General features: G+C 67.5%; 18 protein-coding genes and 1 pseudogene. 7 read left to right on the forward strand and 12 right to left on the reverse strand.

Going from position 1 to position 16,264, the window contains the following annotated elements:
• Positions 1-80: 80 nt before the first annotated feature.
• Positions 81-302: a hypervirulence associated TUDOR domain-containing protein gene (locus F603_RS0113395; protein WP_019546515.1), complete on the forward strand. Its 222-nt coding sequence runs from the start codon at positions 81-83 to the stop codon at positions 300-302.
• Entirely contained in the window at positions 299-835 is a 537-nt protein-coding gene (locus tag F603_RS0113400) for a DUF488 domain-containing protein (RefSeq protein ID WP_019546516.1), read from the forward strand. The genes F603_RS0113395 and F603_RS0113400 overlap by 4 nt, the downstream gene beginning before the upstream one ends.
• A gap of 19 nt (positions 836-854) precedes the next feature.
• Here the strand turns inward: F603_RS0113400 and F603_RS0113405 are convergent, their stop codons facing one another.
• The 3 genes from F603_RS0113405 to F603_RS0113415 form a co-directional block, all read right to left on the reverse strand.
• A complete protein-coding gene (locus tag F603_RS0113405) occupies positions 855-1,091 on the reverse strand; it encodes a hypothetical protein (protein ID WP_019546517.1) in 237 nt (78 codons plus the stop codon).
• 269 nt (positions 1,092-1,360) lie between these two features.
• Complete coding sequence (prpB, locus tag F603_RS0113410; RefSeq protein WP_019546518.1) at positions 1,361-2,266, reverse strand: methylisocitrate lyase; 906 nt, start codon at positions 2,264-2,266, stop codon at positions 1,361-1,363.
• A complete protein-coding gene (locus F603_RS0113415; RefSeq protein ID WP_019546519.1) occupies positions 2,266-3,786 on the reverse strand; it encodes an MmgE/PrpD family protein in 1,521 nt (506 codons plus the stop codon). Before F603_RS0113415 ends, prpB begins: the two co-directional genes overlap by 1 nt.
• Positions 3,787-3,939: 153 nt before the next feature.
• On the opposite strand from F603_RS0113415, the gene F603_RS0113420 reads away from it, so the two are divergent.
• Together F603_RS0113420 and F603_RS0113425 are read left to right on the forward strand one after the other, a co-directional pair.
• A complete protein-coding gene (locus F603_RS0113420) occupies positions 3,940-4,737 on the forward strand; it encodes a thymidylate synthase (RefSeq protein WP_019546520.1) in 798 nt (265 codons plus the stop codon).
• The gene (locus F603_RS0113425) at positions 4,734-5,237 is read left to right on the forward strand and encodes a dihydrofolate reductase (RefSeq protein ID WP_019546521.1); all 504 of its coding nucleotides are present in this window, start codon (positions 4,734-4,736) and stop codon (positions 5,235-5,237) included. The genes F603_RS0113420 and F603_RS0113425 overlap by 4 nt, the downstream gene beginning before the upstream one ends.
• A gap of 444 nt (positions 5,238-5,681) precedes the next feature.
• Here the strand turns inward: F603_RS0113425 and F603_RS0113430 are convergent, their stop codons facing one another.
• From F603_RS0113430 to F603_RS0113440, 3 genes are all read right to left on the reverse strand, one after another.
• Positions 5,682-6,128, reverse strand: coding sequence for a carboxymuconolactone decarboxylase family protein (locus F603_RS0113430; RefSeq protein WP_019546522.1), 447 nt, complete (start codon positions 6,126-6,128; stop codon positions 5,682-5,684).
• Positions 6,129-6,257: 129 nt separating this feature from the next.
• Positions 6,258-7,160, reverse strand: a complete 903-nt coding sequence (gene sigJ / locus F603_RS0113435; protein WP_019546523.1) for an RNA polymerase sigma factor SigJ — start codon at positions 7,158-7,160, stop codon at positions 6,258-6,260.
• Positions 7,161-7,387: 227 nt separating this feature from the next.
• The gene (locus F603_RS0113440) at positions 7,388-8,602 is read right to left on the reverse strand and encodes an MFS transporter (protein ID WP_019546524.1); all 1,215 of its coding nucleotides are present in this window, start codon (positions 8,600-8,602) and stop codon (positions 7,388-7,390) included.
• A 145-nt stretch (positions 8,603-8,747) separates the two neighbouring features.
• Between F603_RS0113440 and F603_RS0113445 the strand changes: the two genes are divergently transcribed.
• Positions 8,748-9,206 (forward strand): MarR family winged helix-turn-helix transcriptional regulator, encoded by a 459-nt coding sequence (locus tag F603_RS0113445; RefSeq protein WP_019546525.1) that lies wholly within the window; start codon positions 8,748-8,750, stop codon positions 9,204-9,206.
• Between the two features lie 195 nt (positions 9,207-9,401).
• Here the strand turns inward: F603_RS0113445 and F603_RS34045 are convergent, their stop codons facing one another.
• Genes F603_RS34045 through wecB form a run of 4 tightly spaced genes read right to left on the reverse strand, consistent with a single transcriptional unit; the run spans position 9,402 to position 13,534 of the window.
• Positions 9,402-10,295, reverse strand: a complete 894-nt coding sequence (locus F603_RS34045) for a UTP--glucose-1-phosphate uridylyltransferase (protein ID WP_106431309.1) — start codon at positions 10,293-10,295, stop codon at positions 9,402-9,404.
• Entirely contained in the window at positions 10,292-11,545 is a 1,254-nt protein-coding gene (locus F603_RS34660) for an FG-GAP repeat domain-containing protein (protein WP_019546526.1), read from the reverse strand. Before F603_RS34660 ends, F603_RS34045 begins: the two co-directional genes overlap by 4 nt.
• A complete protein-coding gene (locus F603_RS35085; protein WP_158678638.1) occupies positions 11,542-12,312 on the reverse strand; it encodes a hypothetical protein in 771 nt (256 codons plus the stop codon). Before F603_RS35085 ends, F603_RS34660 begins: the two co-directional genes overlap by 4 nt.
• A gap of 31 nt (positions 12,313-12,343) precedes the next feature.
• Positions 12,344-13,534: a non-hydrolyzing UDP-N-acetylglucosamine 2-epimerase gene (gene wecB, locus F603_RS0113465; RefSeq protein ID WP_019546528.1), complete on the reverse strand. Its 1,191-nt coding sequence runs from the start codon at positions 13,532-13,534 to the stop codon at positions 12,344-12,346.
• A 246-nt stretch (positions 13,535-13,780) separates the two neighbouring features.
• On the opposite strand from wecB, the pseudogene F603_RS36515 reads away from it, so the two are divergent.
• A pseudogene (locus F603_RS36515) lies at positions 13,781-13,894 on the forward strand (helix-turn-helix domain-containing protein); the annotation flags it as partial.
• A 3-nt stretch (positions 13,895-13,897) separates the two neighbouring features.
• Here the strand turns inward: F603_RS36515 and F603_RS35840 are convergent.
• The gene (locus F603_RS35840) at positions 13,898-14,035 is read right to left on the reverse strand and encodes a hypothetical protein (protein WP_245600767.1); all 138 of its coding nucleotides are present in this window, start codon (positions 14,033-14,035) and stop codon (positions 13,898-13,900) included.
• On the opposite strand from F603_RS35840, the gene F603_RS36520 reads away from it, so the two are divergent.
• A complete protein-coding gene (locus tag F603_RS36520; RefSeq protein WP_425426977.1) occupies positions 14,030-14,500 on the forward strand; it encodes an IclR family transcriptional regulator in 471 nt (156 codons plus the stop codon). The genes F603_RS35840 and F603_RS36520 overlap by 6 nt on opposite strands.
• Before the next feature lie 194 nt (positions 14,501-14,694).
• Here the strand turns inward: F603_RS36520 and F603_RS0113475 are convergent, their stop codons facing one another.
• Positions 14,695-16,251 (reverse strand): FAD-dependent monooxygenase, encoded by a 1,557-nt coding sequence (locus F603_RS0113475; RefSeq protein ID WP_037955883.1) that lies wholly within the window; start codon positions 16,249-16,251, stop codon positions 14,695-14,697.
• Between the last annotated feature and the right edge of the window lie 13 nt (positions 16,252-16,264).

Below are 16,264 nucleotides of genomic sequence, written 5' to 3' on the forward strand. Positions count from 1 at the left end.
GCCGGGCGGGGTTTCCGGGTCGGCCTCACGGGTTCGGGCGGCGCCCGGTGTTCCCATGGCGCGGGAGGAAAGGAGTGCGGATGTCCCATCGTTTCTCTGTCGGTGACCACGTGACGTGGAACTCGGAAGCCGGCCACGTCTCGGGACGGATCACCGAGGTGCACACCGAGGACTTCGACTACAAGGGGCACACCCACCGGGCCTCGCCCGACGATCCGCAGTACGAGATCGAGAGCGACGCGACGGGCCACGTCGCGGCCCACAAGGGGAGCGCGCTCCGGCTCGTCGACGACGATCGGTGAGCAACCCGTTCTGGACGCTCGGGCACTCGAACCGCACGCTCGCCGAGTTCACCGAGCTGCTGCGGGCGAGCGGCATCGAACTCGTCGTCGACGTCCGCAGGCATCCGGGCTCCGCGAGGCACCCGCAGTTCGACGAGGACGCCCTCTCCGCCTCCCTCGCCGAGGACGGGGTCCGGCTCCGGCGCATGGCGGGGTTGACGGGGCGCCGCCCGGTCAGCTCGGAGGTCCCGTGGGAGGTCAACGCCTGGTGGGAGAACCGCAGCTTCCACAACTACGCGGACCACGCGCTCTCCGCGGAGTTCCGGCACGCGCTGGACGGCCTGCGCGACGCGGGCACCGCGCACCGGACCGCCGTGATGTGCTCGGAGGCGGTGTGGTGGCGATGCCACCGGCGGATCATCGCCGACCACCTGCTCGCCCACGAGGAAGCGGTCTTCCACATCCTCGGCCGGAACCGGCTGGAGACCGCACGGCTGAGCGCCGGCGCCGTCGTCGGCGGCGACCGCGCCGTCACCTACCCGGCTGCCCGGTAGCGGCGCCCCTCGGCTGCGCCTACGCGGTACTGTCCGCGAGCTGGGTGCGTCCTTGCGTACGGGCGCAGTGCGCGCAGCAGTAGTAGTGCCCGTCGGCCTCCATCCCGTGGCCGAGGACGCGGCAGCCGCAGTTCTCGCAGACGGGCGCCAACTTGTGCGCGGCGCACTCCAGGCTGTCGAAGACGTGCACCCGGCCTGCTGCGCGGACCTCGATGGCGTGCGGATACTCGTTGCCGCAAACCTCGCATGCGGACATGTCGCCTCCTCGTGCGCGAGTGGATCGGAGCCCGTCCGTACCCGGCGCGCTACGGGGCGACGCACCCTCTCGGCCGTATGGCGCAGCCCGACCACCGGCCGGTATGCCCCCTCTTCCGCGTTCGGGGCGGCCCCTTGCCGTGCAACGCTCCGCGGTGCGGGAGCAGTTGCCGAAGACGGGTGCCGGGGCTCGCTGCGGGGCCACCGGATGCTCGGCGCCCGCGGAGGCGTCGGCTTCCGCAGCCGTGCGGAGGGACGGCTGCCCGGCGCTCAGGCGTCGGGCGGCGCGGTGGAGTCGTGCACGGCGGAGTCGAACGCGGTGTAGTCGGCGTAGCCGAGTACCTCGTAGAGGCGGGAGCGGGTCTGCATCCGTGGCAGCAGCGATTCCTGGGTTCCCTCGGCGGCGAGGGTGCGCAGGCCGTCCTCGACGGCGCCGTTGGCGAGGCGGAAGAGGGTGACGGGGTAGAGCGCGAGGTTGTAGCCGAGGTTCTCCAGGGTGCGGGCGCCGAGGAGCGGGGTCTTGCCGAACTCGGTCAGATTCGCCAGCAGCGGCACGTCGAGCGCCCTGCGGAACGCCGCGAACTCGTCCTCGTCGGCGAGGGCTTCGGGAAAGATCGCGTCGGCGCCGGCGTCGACGTACGCCTTCGCGCGGTCGATCGCCGCGTCGAGGCCCTCGACCGCCCGGGCGTCGGTGCGGGCCATGAGGAGGAAGTCGCCGTCGCGTCGGGCGTCGGCGGCCGCGCGCACCCGTTGCGCCATCTCCCGGCGCGTGACGAGCGTCTTGCCGTCGAGGTGGCCGCAGCGCTTGACGGCCGTCTGGTCCTCCAGGTGCATCCCCGCCAGGCCGGCGTCCTCGAAGAGCTGGACGGTGCGCGCCGCGTTGACGGGCGCGCCGAAGCCGGTGTCCGCGTCGATCAGCACGGGCAGATCGGTCACCCGCGTCACCTGCTGGGCGCGGGCGGCGATCTCCGTCGACGTCGTCAACCCGATGTCGGGCAGGCAGAGTTCGGCCGAGAGCACGGCGCCCGACAGGTAGACCGCCTCGAAGCCGTGCTCTTCGACGAGCCGCGCCGAGTACGGGTTGAGCGCCCCGGGCATCTGCACGAGTCGGCCGGAGGCGAGGAGCTCACGCAACCTGCGACGGCGCTCGGCGGGGGTGGTGCGGGTGTGCAGCATCAGAAGAGTCCTTTCGGGAGGGTGGCGTCGTACGCGTCGAGAGCATCCGTGTCCACGGCTGGGAACAGCTCCGCGAGGCCGGCCGCGTCCAGCTCGCCGAGGCGCTCGGCGGAGTGCAGGAAGGCATCCTGCGCGCCCGGGGGCACGGTGCCCTCGGTGAGGGTGCGGAACTTGTGCGTGTAGGCGTCCCGGTCGAAGGGACGGGCCCCGGCCGGATGGGCGTCGGCGACGGCGAGTTCGTCCTCCAGCACCGTGCCGTCCCGCAGCGTGACGACGGCCCGCCCGCCGAACGCCCGCCTGGCCGGGTCGGGGTCGTGGTACCGGCGGGTCCACTCCGGGTCCTCGACGGTGGAGACCTTCCGCCACAACTCGACCGTCTCCGGGCGCCTGGCGCGCTCGGGCGCGTACGAGCGCTCGTGGTGCCAGGTCCCGTCCTCGAGCGCGACGGCGAAGATGTACGGCACCGAGTGGTCGAGGGTCTCGCGGCTCGCCTCGGGGTCGTACTTCTGCGGGTCCCCCGCGCCCGTGCCGATCACATGGTGGGTGTGGTGGCTGGTGTGCAGGACGATCTCCCGGACGTCCGCGGGAGAGGCGAGGCGCTCGCGCAGCCGTCGGGCCAGGTCGATGACGGCCTGCGCCTGGTACTCGGCGGCGTGCTCCTTGGTGTACGTGTCGAGGATGCCGCGGCGGGCCTCCCCCGGCTCGGGCAGTGTCACCGTGTACGCCGCGTCCGGGCCGTCCAACATCCAGGCCACGAAGCCGTCTTCGCCCTCGTAGACGGGCGAGGGCGAAGACTCGCCGCGCATCGCGCGGTCCACCGCCTCGATCGCCGCCTTGCCCGCGAAGGCCGGCGCGAACGCCTTCCACGACGAGATCTCGCCCTTGCGCGACTGACGGGTCGCGGTGGTGGTGTGCACCGCCTGCTGCACAGCCTGGTGGACCGTCGCCGGGTCGAGCGCGAGCAGCACGCCCAGCCCGCAGGCCGTGGCCGCGCTGAGGTGCGCGACGTGGTCGATGCGGTGCGCGTGCAGGCAGATCCCCTTCACCAGCGCCACGTGGATCTCGTACGCCGCGACGATGCCGCGCAGCAGCTCGGCACCGCCGCGGCCCGCATGCTGGGCGACGGCGAGCAGCGGGGGGATGTTGTCGCCCGGGTGGGAGTAGTCGGCAGCCAGGAAGGTGTCGTGGAAGTCCAACTCCCGTACCGCCGTGCCGTTCGCCCAGGCCGCCCACTCAGGCGAGACCCGCAGCCGCGGCGCGGTGCCGAAGAGCGAGGCACCCGGCGCGAGCACGTGCGGGCGCGCCTGGCCACGGGCCACGGCAACCGGACGGCGACGCAGCGAGGCCACCGCGACCGACGCGTTGTCGATCACACGGTTCGCCGCCATGCGGAGGGCCTGCGGAGCGAGTTGGTCCGCCGGCGGAGTCGCCGTGGCCACCTCCGCCAGCTTCCAGGCGAGCTGTTCCTCACGCGGCAACTCGTCCGCACTGCGGTGGACACGTACCTGGTGCTCAAGCACAAGACTCCTCACTCCGTGCGCGACAGTGCTCCGTACCGCTGCTCTCCGACCGAGCATTCCATCCCTCGCGGGCCGGAAGGCCCGGCGAGGAACGCCTGGTCGAGGCGGCGCGCGGTGGACTCGGCGGCCGATGGCCCAGTAGGCTCCTCGGCCGTGGCGGACACCCAGTACGAAGACCTGTTGCGGCTGGTGCTGACCTCCGGGACGGCCAAGGCGGACCGCACGGGCACCGGCACCCGGAGCGTCTTCGGGCACCAACTGCGCTACGACCTGTCGCAGGGTTTCCCGCTGATCACCAGTAAGAAGGTGCACCTCAAGTCCGTCGTCCACGAACTGCTGTGGTTCCTGCGGGGCGACACCAACGTCGGCTGGCTGCGCGAGCACGGCGTCACCATCTGGGACGAGTGGGCCGACGCGAACGGCGATCTGGGCCCGGTCTACGGCGCGCAGTGGCGCTCGTGGCCGGCCCCCGACGGCAGACACATCGATCAGCTCAGCGAGGTCCTCGACACGCTGCGCCGCGATCCGGACTCCCGCCGGATGCTCGTCTCGGCGTGGAACGTCGCCGAGCTGTCCGAGATGGCACTTGCACCGTGCCACGCCCTCTTCCAGTTCTACGTCGCCGACGGGAAGCTCTCCTGCCAGCTCTACCAGCGCAGTGCGGATCTCTTCCTCGGCCTCCCGTTCAACATCGCCAGCTACGCCCTGCTCACACACATGGTGGCGCAGCAAGTCGGCTTGGAGCCCGGCGAGTTCCTCTGGACCGGCGGCGACTGCCACATCTACGACAACCACGTCGCGCAGGTGACCGAGCAACTGTCGCGCACTCCGTTCGAGTTCCCCCGGCTGCACCTGCGCCAGGCCGACTCGCTCTTCGACTACGCCTACTCCGACGTGGAAGTGCACGACTACCGTCACCATCCCGCCATCAAGGCCCCGGTCGCCGTATGAACGTCGGGCTGATCTGGGCGCAGACCCTCGACGGCGTGATCGGCGCGGACAACACGATCCCCTGGCACCTGCCGGAGGACATGGCGCACTTCAAAGCCACCACCCTCGGCTGCCCGGTGGTCATGGGGCGCCGAACGTGGGACGCGCTGCCCCCGCGGGCCCGCCCGCTGCCCGGCAGGCGGAACATCGTCGTGACGCGCGACGCGCAGTGGGCGGCCGAAGGCGCGGAGCGTGCCGGGTCCGTCGCCGGGGCTCTCGACCTCGCAGCCGAGCCCTGGGAGCAGGCCGATCCTGCCGCGGTATGGGTCATCGGCGGCGGCGAGATCTACCGGACCGCGCTGGAGCACGCCACGACGCTCTCGGTGACCGAGGTCGACGCGGCGGTGGACGGCGACACCTACGCACCGACGCCGGACGGCACGTGGACGCTCACCGAGGACAGGGGATGGCAGTCCTCCAGGACCGGGTTGCGCTACCGCATCCGTACGTACACCCGGTGACGGCCGACTGCTCTACGGGCGAGCGGCACACCAAATGAGATGACTTCTAAGTACTGATGGCAGGTGGGGATTCCCGCCCCGGGGCGGGAATCCACGGCTCGGTGTCCTTCAGAGGATTTCGTGGCACAGGTCGTTCCAGCTCACCTGGGTCAGTGACTGGTCGATGGTGCCGGGTGGGTGCGGGTGTTGCCGTGATCAAGTCCGTTACCGCAAGCCAGGAGCAGTACGGACCCCAGCGAGCAGAGAACGGATGCGAGTTGCCGAAGCGGTTTCACTGACCTCAGCGGGCGCAGCCGGAGTACGTCCGCCCGCTCTGCTCGCCCCCGTGCTGAACAAACCACCTGGAATCCGTCCGCCCACCGGACCGGTCCCGCGGGTGGTGGGCGTTGAGCCTTTCCTGTGTTCCTCGGTCGGTGCCTCGGCCGGGCGACCCACACCACTACTTCACGCGTGCGCGTGCTGAGAAGGCTTCATCTCCAGCGGCACGCCGAGCCTGTTGAGCGCGTTGATCAGCGCGCCCTGGAGTACCAGGTGCCCGCGCTCGTCCTCGTCGGGGAACTCCTTGCACACTCGTTTCCACAGGTCTTCCGCCACCGTGACCTGGCAGGTGACAGCCTCGGTGTACGCGAGTCCTGCCCGCTCCCGCTCCGTGAACAGCTCCGACTCTTCCCACACCGGCAGCTGATCCAACCGGTCCTGCCGCTCACCCAACCGACGCGCCTCCCGCGTGTGCACGTCCACGCAGAACACGCAGCCGTTGAGCTGCGAAGCCCGGATCTTCAACAGTTCGCGCACGGTCGCACCCAGGGGCCCCCTCTCGATCGCCGCCTGTGCCTGCCGGAGAAGCCCGTACGGCTCAGGGGCCGAAGTTCCCAGGTCCATGCGTGTCATCAAAGCTCCTTGGTCAGTTGGCCGCTGCATGGCGAAACCCGTTCTCCACACCGCGCCATACGCTCTCGGTAGGGAGACGAGGCAGCACACCCTGATGTGACACGTAGCCGGTCGGTTTTCTGCCGGGTCTCACAGATGTGCGAGCTTGGAAGGGGTCAGCTGGCGCCAGTAGGCAACGATCCGGCCACCACGCAGGCGCACCGTATCGACCGAGTGCACCGAACCGTCCTCGCGACGGCACAGCAGCGCGGCCTCGCCCCCGACCTCCACGAGCTCCACATTGTCCAGCCGCCACCTGCGGCCCATCCGCAGCAGCACCTCCGCCAGGCGCCGGCCACCGACAATCGGTTTGCGGGCCGCGAAGACCTCGCCGCCGCCGTCCGTGACATAGACCGCCTCCGGGTCGAGCAGCCGCACCAGCCCTTCCAGGTCACCGCATTCGTATGCCGCGCGAAAGGTGCGAAGCACCTGCTCGCGCTCGGCGCGCGGTGCCACGATGCCGGCCTCGCCCACATCCCGGGCCTTCGTGATCCTCCGGCGGGCGCGGGAGGCAAGCTGGCGGGCGGCAGTGGGAGAACGGTCCAGCACCCCTGCGATCCGGGTCATGTCCAGTCCGAACACATCCCGCAACACGAAGGCGACGCGTTCCGGGGGGTTCAGCTCCTCCATCACCAGCATCATGGCCGACCCCACGGACTCGTCCACCAGCACCGGCTGCGCGGCATCCGGGCCGGTCATCAGCGGCTCGGGCAACCAAGGGCCGACGTACTCCTCACGGCGCACCCGCGCCGACTTCAGAAGGTCGTACGCGCATCGTGCGGCAACCGTCACCAGCCACGCCCTCCGGTTGTCGACTCCCTCCAGCCGGCCCCCGGTGGTGCGCAGCCACACGTCCTGGACCACGTCCTCGGCGTCCGCGACGCTACCCAACAGCCGGTACGCCACCCCGAAGACGGCCGGCCTGTGGTCTTCCCACTCCTCGCCGGACATACCGCCCGCGACGGCCGCGACGGCCTTCTGTTCGCTGCTCATAGGGATTGAACCAATGTTCCGCGCACCAGGACTTTCCGTCGTGCTAGGGCACCAACTCTGAGGCCGGGACGACACCGCTGAACCGTCGAGCGAACGATGTCCTGGCTCGCCGGCTGCCGTCGACTCCACCGCCAAAGCCGAGCACATCCTCGCCTTCAGTGGCGGTGATCGAGGGCCTTAGAGGGTTCCCGTAGGAGGGTCGGGGCAGCGGTGATCTGGCTAGTCGTCTATGGAGAGACCGAGTGCTCGGTAGTCGGAGAGGATTCAGTCGGCGTGGGCGTCTTGCTCTGCCGCTGGGGTGCTCGGCGTTCGAGAGAAACGGCGAGTACGGCCAGTAGCAGGGCGGCGGCAGCCATGATGGCTCCGACGGCGTTGGGGGCGGTGTAGCCGAGCCCGCCGGAGATCGTCATACCGCCGAGCCAGGCGGCGAGCGCGTTACCGAGATTGAATCCGCCGATGTTGACTGCGGAAGCCAGCGTCGGGGCTGCCGAGGCATGGTCCAACACGCGCTTTTGCAAGGGCGGAACGGTAGAGAACCCCAAGGCTCCGATCAGCGTCAATGTGACGGCAGCCGCGGCCTTGTGATGAGCGGTGGCCATGAAGAGAACAAGGACGAGCGTGAGGCCGCTGAGTGACACGTACAGGAGGGGCATCAGCGCGCGGTCGGCGAGCCTGCCGCCCACCACGTTTCCGATGACCATACCCACGCCGAAGAGGACCAGCAACCAGCTGACGGCTCCTTCGGAATAGCCGGCCACATCCGTCATCATCGGCGCGATGTAGGTGAAGGCCGCGAAGACGCCGCCGAACCCCAGGACCGTCATGGCGATGGCCAGCCATACCTGCACGTTCCGGAAGGCAGCGAACTCAGTGCGTACGCGGACGCCTTCGGGCCTGCCGGTCTCCGGAACCAGCGCGGCCACACCGACCAGGCCGATAGCGCCGAGGGCGGCAACGATGACGAAAGTGATGCGCCAGCCGATGGCCTGCCCGATGAGCGTGCCCAAGGGGACGCCGACCACATTGGCCACGGTCAGGCCCATGAACATCAGCGAGATGGCGCCGGCCTTCTTGCCTGGGCCCACAAGGCCGGCGGCGACCACCGAGCCGATTCCGAAGAAGGCCCCATGGGTGAAGGAAGCGAGGACGCGGCCAGCCAGCATCACACCGAACACCGGTGCAAGGGCCGAGAGCAGGTTGCCTGTCACCAGCAACCCCATCAGCAGCATCAACATCTTCTTGCGAGACGCCCGGGTTCCCAGAACGGTCAGCAGCGGCGCGCCGCATACGACCCCGAGCGCATAACCCGTCACTAGCCAGCCGGCGGCCGGGATCGACACTCCGAAGTCGCCCGCTACCTGCGGCAGAACTCCCATGACAACGAACTCAGTCGTACCGATCGCGAAGGCTCCGATGGTGAGAGCCAGGAGCGCAAGCGGCATGCGCTTCCCCCTTGATATTAGATGCGTGCAGGCATTATTTGCGCTAGCAGCTTAAGGGCGGACGCTGGTAGTTGCAAGCGCTGGTTATCGCTGTATGCAACCTGCCGCACGTGCAAAAATAGAAGGCACAAGCGAAGGAGCCGTCGTGACCGCCACTGATTCCGAACGCACCGCCCTGGCACAAGGCTGGTGCGCACTGTCTCTGCTGCACGGGCGGATCGAGGCGTGCATCGAGCGAGCCCTCCAGTCCGAGCACGGGCTGAGCGTGCGCGAGTACTCCCTGCTCGACGTGCTCAGCCGACAGCACTCTGGAGAAGGGGGCCATCTGCAGATGAAGCAGGTCGCCGATGCCGTCGTCCTGAGCCAAAGCGCGGCCACCCGTCTGGTCACGCGCCTGGAAGACCGCGGGCTGCTTGCCCGCTACCTCTGCCCGACCGACCGCCGTGGCATCTACACCGAGGTCACAGAGGCGGGACGAAAACTTCTGGAGCAGTCGCGTCCCACCAACGAGGCCGCTCTACATGAAGCGCTCGATGAAGCCCGGCGAGACCCTCAGGTGGCCCCTCTCGTACAGGCCGTTCAGACGCTGAACGCCCCAACGTGAGCTGCCGGGTGATCGCCCGGCAGCTTCCCACGGGAGACGGTAAGAACCGGGCAGCGGATCGCCGGGGCGGGCGGTGGAACCTCCCGGCTCCACCGCCCGGACACCCGTGATCATACCGATCTCTTCGGCCGAAGCGGCAGGCGCGTACCGTGCAGCGCCCCCGGCGGCCAGCTTCGCGAGAGGTGCAGCAGGACGTCAGATCTCCGTTGCAGCGAACTTTTTGAGCCAGTCACTGAACTGAGACCCGAGGTCTTCGTGCTTGCAGGCCAGCCGAACCACTGCCTGGAGGTACTCGCTTCTGTCCCCGGTGTCATATCGGCTTCCGCGGAAGATGACACCGTGAACCGACCCGCCCGCCGCAGCACCTGTAGCCACGTTCCTGATCGCGTCGGTCAACTGGATTTCACCGCCCCGGCCCGGAGGAGTCGCACGTAGTACATCGAATATTTCAGGGGCAAGTACATACCGCCCGATGACCGCCAAGTTGGAAGGGGCTTGATCTGGTGCAGGTTTCTCCACCAAGTCGGTCACGCGCACCGGTTCCGACGGTTTGGCGGGAGAGACGGCAGCGCAACCGTAACGTGATACCGCCACGGGGTCGACTTCTGTCAGTGCGATGACACACCCTCCGTATTCCTGCTGCACCTCTAGCATTTCGGTGAGTAGGGGATCTCGAGGATCAATGAGATCATCTCCGAGAAGGACGGCGAAGGGCTCCGCACCGATATGTGCGGCGGCGCACAGGACCGCGTGTCCCAGGCCGCGTGGATCGCCTTGGCGTACGTAGTGGATCTTCGCCAGTTCCTCAGAGGTCTCGATGGCAGCCAGGCGCGCCATGTCGCCTTTGTCGGCCAGTGCTGTCGCCAACTCGTGGTTGCGGTCGAAATGGTCTTCCAGGGCTCGCTTGTTGCGGCCTGTCACCAGCAGTGCGTCGAACAGCCCAGCTGTTGCGGCTTCCTCGACAACGTACTGGATGGCCGGCTTGTCGACGACAGGCAGCATTTCTTTGGGTGTTGCTTTTGTGACCGGCAGAAAGCGCGTCCCGAGCCCGGCTGCAGGTATGACTGCCTTGCGTACCGTGACCGTCACTGCGCCTCCGCGATGCGATTGCGGTGCAGTACGATCTTGGCGTCCTTGGCGACGTAATAATTGTCGACAGCGTAGGCTATCGTGGCGAAGTCCAGACGCCCGTCGCCATTGAAGTCCGCTGTGGCAATGCGAGCCACCGACTCTTCCGCTACGCGCCACTTCGCCCAGATACCTGCTTCGGCATCGATTGCCTTGTAGTACATGACGCCCTGCCAGGGCCATGGGCCGCGTAGTGCTACAAGAAACTCATCGTCTCCGTCATTGTCAAAATCCGCGCACACGATTTGATGGCCAGGCCCTTCTCCGTTCTCGTTCGGGTCGCCGTATACGTCGAGTACTGTTCGCTTCCAGCTTCCGCCGCTTCGAGACGCGGGCTTGGTGTACACCGCGACTGTGTTCCCGTGGAACGGCTCCACAGCCGCGACATAAGCCATGGGATCGTCGCCGAGACTGCCTGCATTGAGGTCGCCGCTTCCCCGGAACCCGGTGCTTTGAAATTGAGTGAGTTCGCCCGTTCCGAAGTTTTCACTCCTCCAGCCGCCGCGCTTGTCATCCCAGTACAGCCATGTGACACCTTCGTCGGAGGCGAGTAGAAGGCTATCCAGGGAACTTCCGGGGACGATTCCATGCTTTTTCTCTGCACCATGGATCATACGGAAACCGGTGTTGTCGATGACAGTCATTTCCCATTCCGCAGCGCTGTATACGTCTGCGGGTTGCGTGAACATGACAACCGGCACCAGGGAATGGACGTCCTCGACTGCGACGATCGGCAGGCCGATGATCTCCAAACGTTCAGTCTGAGTGAAATATCCGGCGCGGAGGCGATGCATGCCGGTGGCGCGCCCGACGTAATGGCGCCGCCAGCGGGACGAGTCCTTGTCCGGGTGGCCGGGGTTTTCCAGCCAACTGATCTTGCCACCTTCGGGGTCCGGGTCGACGATGGTCCCGATGGGTCCGTACAACTCGTGGCAGACGACGATGTCGAAGCTTCCGTTGCCGGTGACATCGGCGTAGTCGGCGCCCACAGGCATGTGAATGCCGTCTGCCGCCAGGCGCCGTGTCCAACGGCCGTCGTTGCGGTACCAGTAGATTTCCCCGAGGCGCAGCCCGTATCCGAACAGGTCGGTTCTCCCGTCGCTGTCCAGGTCGGCTGCCTCGAGCCAGTAGCCGTCGCGCAGTTGGTCGGCCACGACTTCAGGTTCGAAGTGGGGAGTTCGGATGCTGGCGGCGGGCGTAGCGTCATTCATTGGTGGACCTCCTGGGCATCGGACTGTGAGACGGTGGGGCTAGGCGCGGTGGGGTGGTACTCAAGGGCGAGCCAGAGGCAGTCGCTGTCTGCCCAGTAGCGGTGCCAGGGGTACTGCCACCCGCCGGCCGCGTCGGTGCGGCAAAAGGGGGCGTGTGTCATACCAGGGGCCAACAGCACGTCTTGGTACAGGGTGGTGGGGTCTTGTGCATGGAACTTCTGCATTCGGCCCCAACCAGACACCTGGGTGTGCACTTCCAGGAAATCGTGCCGACGGTGTATATGGCAGTCTGTTCCGGCTGGCGCGTACCACAAGTTGGCCTGGAGGTAGAGATCACGCTTGCCTCTTGCGTCGCTACCGGCTTCAGGGAAACGACTATCGAAGGGGATTCTTCCCAACTGCTCTGTCGTTGACTTCCACAGCGGTGTCTCTGCGGGGAATGGGAGACCGTCGCCCGCCCCAGCGGCCACTTCTGGACTGTCACCAATACGCTGCCACCCTTCTCGGCTGCCAAGCCCGGCGAGTTCCTCGTCGTCCCAGCCGTTCAGGAGCAGCAATCGCTCCGCAGGTCTGAGCGTGACGTGGTCGAGTACCGCCGAGGACAAGGGAGGGATGTGCGTCTGTACAGCGGTGTCGAGGAAGACGGAGGTTGTTGAGGGGTTCACCACGAGCGTCGGCTGCTCTAGACGAACTATCCCTCTTGGATCGGTAGACGAGGCTCGGAGTCGACGGGTCGAAAAGCTCAACACGGATCCTGCCGTAGTCATTCGGACTCCTTGTTGTAGTCGCGTTGTGTGTTCAACTGGCGTTTCTCACCAGGTCCGCGCCGAGGCCGGGGACCAGCAAAGGCGTGTCGGGGGCGAAGAGGGTGGGCGCAGGCCCCAGGCCGAACCAGTGGGCCAGGGCGGCAACCGACCGGTCGGCCGCATGTCCGTCTCCGTAAGGGTTGTGCGCCCGGGCCATCGCGTCGTACTCGAAGTCGTCATCCAGCAACGACGAGGCAGCGTGAACGATCCCGTCGGTGTCGGTTCCGACTAGACGCACCGAGCCGGCTTCCACGCCCTCCACGCGCTCGCTTACTTCGCTGAGCACGAGGGTGGGTGTCCCGAGTGCGGGCCCCTCTTCCTGGGCGCCGCTGCTGTCGGAGATGATCAGGTCGGCACGATCTAGGAGTCGGCAGAAGGCCAAGTAGGGCAGTGGCTCAGTGACGGTGATGTTCGGGTGGCCGTTAAGGACGGGCAGGATGGCCTCCCGCACCGCAGGGTTGCGGTGCAGTGGAATCACGAGGCGCACATCGCTGCGGTCGGCGAGAGTCTTCCATGCCTTGGCGATCTGTCCCAGCCGGGGCCATGCGTCACGTCGATGAGCGGAAGCGAGTATTACGCGCCGACTGTCCGTGTCGAGGTCCGCGAGCTCTGTGCGGTCCCAGCCCGTGGCGTTTTGTGCCCCCCATCGCAAACCGTCGATGACAGTGTTTCCGGTGACCGTGATCTTGGTGGCTGGTAGACCTTCGCGGAGCAGGTTGTCCCGGTTGCCCCACGTGGGAGCAAGATGCAGATCGGCAATACGCGCCACCAATCTTCGATTCCCCTCTTCGGGAAATGGTGAGGAGAGCGTGCCGCTACGTAGTCCGGCCTCCACGTGCACCACGGGTATTCGGTGATGAAACCCTGCCAGAGCTCCAGCGAGCGTAGTGGCGGTGTCTCCGTGCACCAGCAACACATCGGCTTTGGAGCTCGGCAGGTAGGCGTCGAGCCCTTCGAGAATGCGGGCCGTGGCACCAGAGAGGGTCTGGCGCGTACGCATGATCTGCAGGTCGATGTCGACGCTGAGACCGAAAGCCATCAGGGTCTCGGCCAGCATCTCTTTGTGCTGTCCGGTGGAGACAATGACCGGGTCAAACCGCTTATCGCGTTTCAACAGTCGAATTATCGGGGCGAACTTGATCGCTTCAGGACGAGTACCCAGAACGACACAGACTCGCTTCATAGCGGCGTTGCTCCTTGGAGTGGATCTGAGAGGCGGGAGGGGAGCAAGCTCGGCCCTTCCCTCCTCGATACGGCATGTGGCGCCATTGCCACAATCGATGCAGAACCGGGTGTAAGCCCGCGCCACAACACGGAGCGCGACTCTCCGGTTACTGAATGACTACGGGGACATTAGCATCGCGTTCAACTCAGCGGGAAAAGAATTGGGAACGGGGTGGTAAAATTCCATGGTATGGAACAAGGTGAGATGGGGCCGCGACCGGTTCGTTCAGTTACGCGTGCTTTTGCCCTGCTCGAAGAACTGGGTCGGCACCCCGCGGAGGCCCGCCTGAGTGATCTAGCGGCAGCATGTGGTCTGAGCCGCTCAACCACGCACAACCTGTTGGCCACCCTTGAACACCTTGGCTACACAACCCAAACCGGCTCTGCCGGCCGGTACCGGCTCACCGAACAGCTGGCCGAGCTGGCCCGAGAATCCGGAAGTGACGATCAGGCCCTGCACGCGCAACTCCACCCGCTCGTGGCCGAGCTAGCCCGCGAGACCGGTGAGACGTGTTACCTGGCCGTCGCCTCATGGAAGGACGCTGTCTACCTTGACGCCGTCGAATCGGTTCAGCCACTGAGGGTCGGGGCGGTATCGGGCACTCATTGCCCCCTGTTGGGGACCGCAATCGGCCATGTCCTACTCGCCGGCCGCCCTGCCACGGCCCGGCGTATGCGGGCTTCAGACCCCAGCGCCTGGCAGGTCTGGGAGGAGGCCATTACAAAAGCGGGCCAATGCGGCTACGCGCTGGACGTCGAACAGCACGAGCCGAACCTGTGCTGTGTAGCTGTTCCGGTTCCTACCGTAGGCATCGCACAGGCTGCCCTGTGCCTCGCGGGTCCAGCCCACCGCCTCCCGAGGCCCCGGCTCTGTGACCTCGCCCAGCACATGCGCGACCGGCTCGATCAGACGGCGACTGTCTGAGAAGCACTAGTCGGAGCCAGAGCTCCCGGTTACGCCTGACCAATCAAGACGAGTAGGGGCGACTACGCCCTGGGGAGTTTTATGCCCAGTTCGCGCATGCCGTCGCCGGAAGTGAGGTGCGGACGGTCGCCACACCCGGGTGAGCACGGCGACCGTGGGCGAGGTCGCTCATGGTTCGAGAGAAAAGTGGCGGATCAGCCCTGCGTCATCGCCTCCTCTGGCATTTCGAACCACTCCTTCAGCGCTTCCGCCAGCCCGGACGTCGGCGCCTGCGCCCCCGCGTCGGCTGCCCAGGCCGTGAAACCGTCCGGGCGAACGAGGACCGCAGCCAGTTCCGGGCGGGACGGGCAGCCGGCCGTCAGGATGTCGACGCGGTCGGCATACCCCGCGGCGAGGGCTCGGAGCTTCGGGTCGTCGGTGAGGTCAAGCAGGAGCGCCCGGCCGCGGTGAAGGTGGTCCGCGAGGCGGCCGCCGTCGGTGAGTTCGAGGTCCGGGGTGCTGCGGCCGGTCAGCGGGTGCTCGCCCGGCAGCGCGTACCGCACCCCCGCGCTGTTGAGCCGCGCGGTCAGGTACGTGGTGCCCGCGACCGTCCCCGCCAGGTCGCTTACGATCTCGCGCAGGGCCCGGGACTGCGGGTTCGGGCGCATGGCTGCGACCTGAGACCGGGTCCAGTCCAGGACCGACGCACCGACCGGGTGCCGTTCGGAGGTGTAGGTGTCCAGCAGCCCTTCCGGCGCCCGGCCGCCGATCACCGCGGCGAGCTTCCAGCCGAGGTTCATCGCATCCCCGATACCCAGGCTCAGCCCTTGGCTCCCGAACGCGGAGTGCACGTGCGCCGCATCACCCGCCAGCAGCACCCGGCCCTTGCGGTACTCGGTGACCTGGCGGGCGTGGTCGGTGAAGCGGGTCGCGGTCCGCACTGTGGTGATCGTGACGTTCACGCCGGATACCCGGCGCAGCCGCGCCTGGAGGTCCTCGGCGGTGACCGGCGCGTCCCGGTCGGTCGGCGGGCCGTCGAACTCCACGGTGACGACGCGGCCCGGCATCGGCCCGTAGGCGTATACCCCGGTGTCCGTGGCGGTCCAGCCGACCTTCAGGTCTTCGGTGCCGGTCATCTCCACGACCGCCTGGTGACAGGTGATCTCCGGGTCGGTGCCGGGGAATTCGAACCCTGCGAGCTTGCGGACCGCGCTGCGGCCGCCGTCGCAGCCCACGAGCCAGCCGGCACGTATGGCCCCGTGGCTGGTCCGCACGGTGACGGCCCCGTCGTCGGCGTCGAAGCCGGTCAGCTCCACTCCCCGGCGCACGTCGACGCCGAGCTCGTCCGCCCGCCTGCCGAGCAGCCGCTCGATGTCCTGCTGCGCCACGAAGGCGATCTCGGCGGCGGGTCCGGCGTCGCCGAGGCCCGGTTCCCTATAGTCGACTAGGTCGGCGCGCAGCAGGATGCCGGCGAAGTGCCCGACGATTCCGAGCCCTTGGCCCGCGGCCCTGCGTCCGTCGCCGCCGTTCCGCTCGCGCACAAATGCCTGGGAGCGATCCATCGCCTGCCGCTGCACTTCGGCCAGCGCGGGCAGCATGCCCCGACGGTAGAGCGCCTCGGCGCTGGGCGTGGTGATCGCCCCGCCCTTGATCGTGGGGTCCACTTCGGTGAGGCGCTCCAGAACAGCCACCCGCGCGCCTCCGAGCCGGAGCTCGCAGGCCAGCATCAGTCCGACCGGGCCGCCTCCGGCCACCACTACGTCATAGTCCATGGCGCCGACTATG

Source organism: Streptomyces sulphureus DSM 40104 (assembly GCF_000381025.1).
GTDB lineage: Bacteria > Actinomycetota > Actinomycetes > Streptomycetales > Streptomycetaceae > Streptomyces > Streptomyces sulphureus.

What these genes read in the sequence shown, in the direction of transcription:
- F603_RS0113395 (WP_019546515.1), top strand. Translation starts at nt 81, where the DNA reads ATGTCCCATCGTTTCTCTGTCGGTGACCACGTGACGTGGAACTCGGAA.
- F603_RS0113405 (WP_019546517.1), bottom strand. Translation starts at nt 1,091, where the DNA reads ATGTCCGCATGCGAGGTTTGCGGCAACGAGTATCCGCACGCCATCGAG.
- prpB (WP_019546518.1), bottom strand. Translation starts at nt 2,266, where the DNA reads ATGCTGCACACCCGCACCACCCCCGCCGAGCGCCGTCGCAGGTTGCGT.
- F603_RS0113425 (WP_019546521.1), top strand. Translation starts at nt 4,734, where the DNA reads ATGAACGTCGGGCTGATCTGGGCGCAGACCCTCGACGGCGTGATCGGC.
- F603_RS0113430 (WP_019546522.1), bottom strand. Translation starts at nt 6,128, where the DNA reads ATGACACGCATGGACCTGGGAACTTCGGCCCCTGAGCCGTACGGGCTT.
- sigJ (WP_019546523.1), bottom strand. Translation starts at nt 7,160, where the DNA reads ATGAGCAGCGAACAGAAGGCCGTCGCGGCCGTCGCGGGCGGTATGTCC.
- F603_RS0113440 (WP_019546524.1), bottom strand. Translation starts at nt 8,602, where the DNA reads ATGCCGCTTGCGCTCCTGGCTCTCACCATCGGAGCCTTCGCGATCGGT.
- F603_RS34660 (WP_019546526.1), bottom strand. Translation starts at nt 11,545, where the DNA reads ATGAATGACGCTACGCCCGCCGCCAGCATCCGAACTCCCCACTTCGAA.
- F603_RS35085 (WP_158678638.1), bottom strand. Translation starts at nt 12,312, where the DNA reads ATGACTACGGCAGGATCCGTGTTGAGCTTTTCGACCCGTCGACTCCGA.
- wecB (WP_019546528.1), bottom strand. Translation starts at nt 13,534, where the DNA reads ATGAAGCGAGTCTGTGTCGTTCTGGGTACTCGTCCTGAAGCGATCAAG.
- F603_RS0113475 (WP_037955883.1), bottom strand. Translation starts at nt 16,251, where the DNA reads ATGGACTATGACGTAGTGGTGGCCGGAGGCGGCCCGGTCGGACTGATG.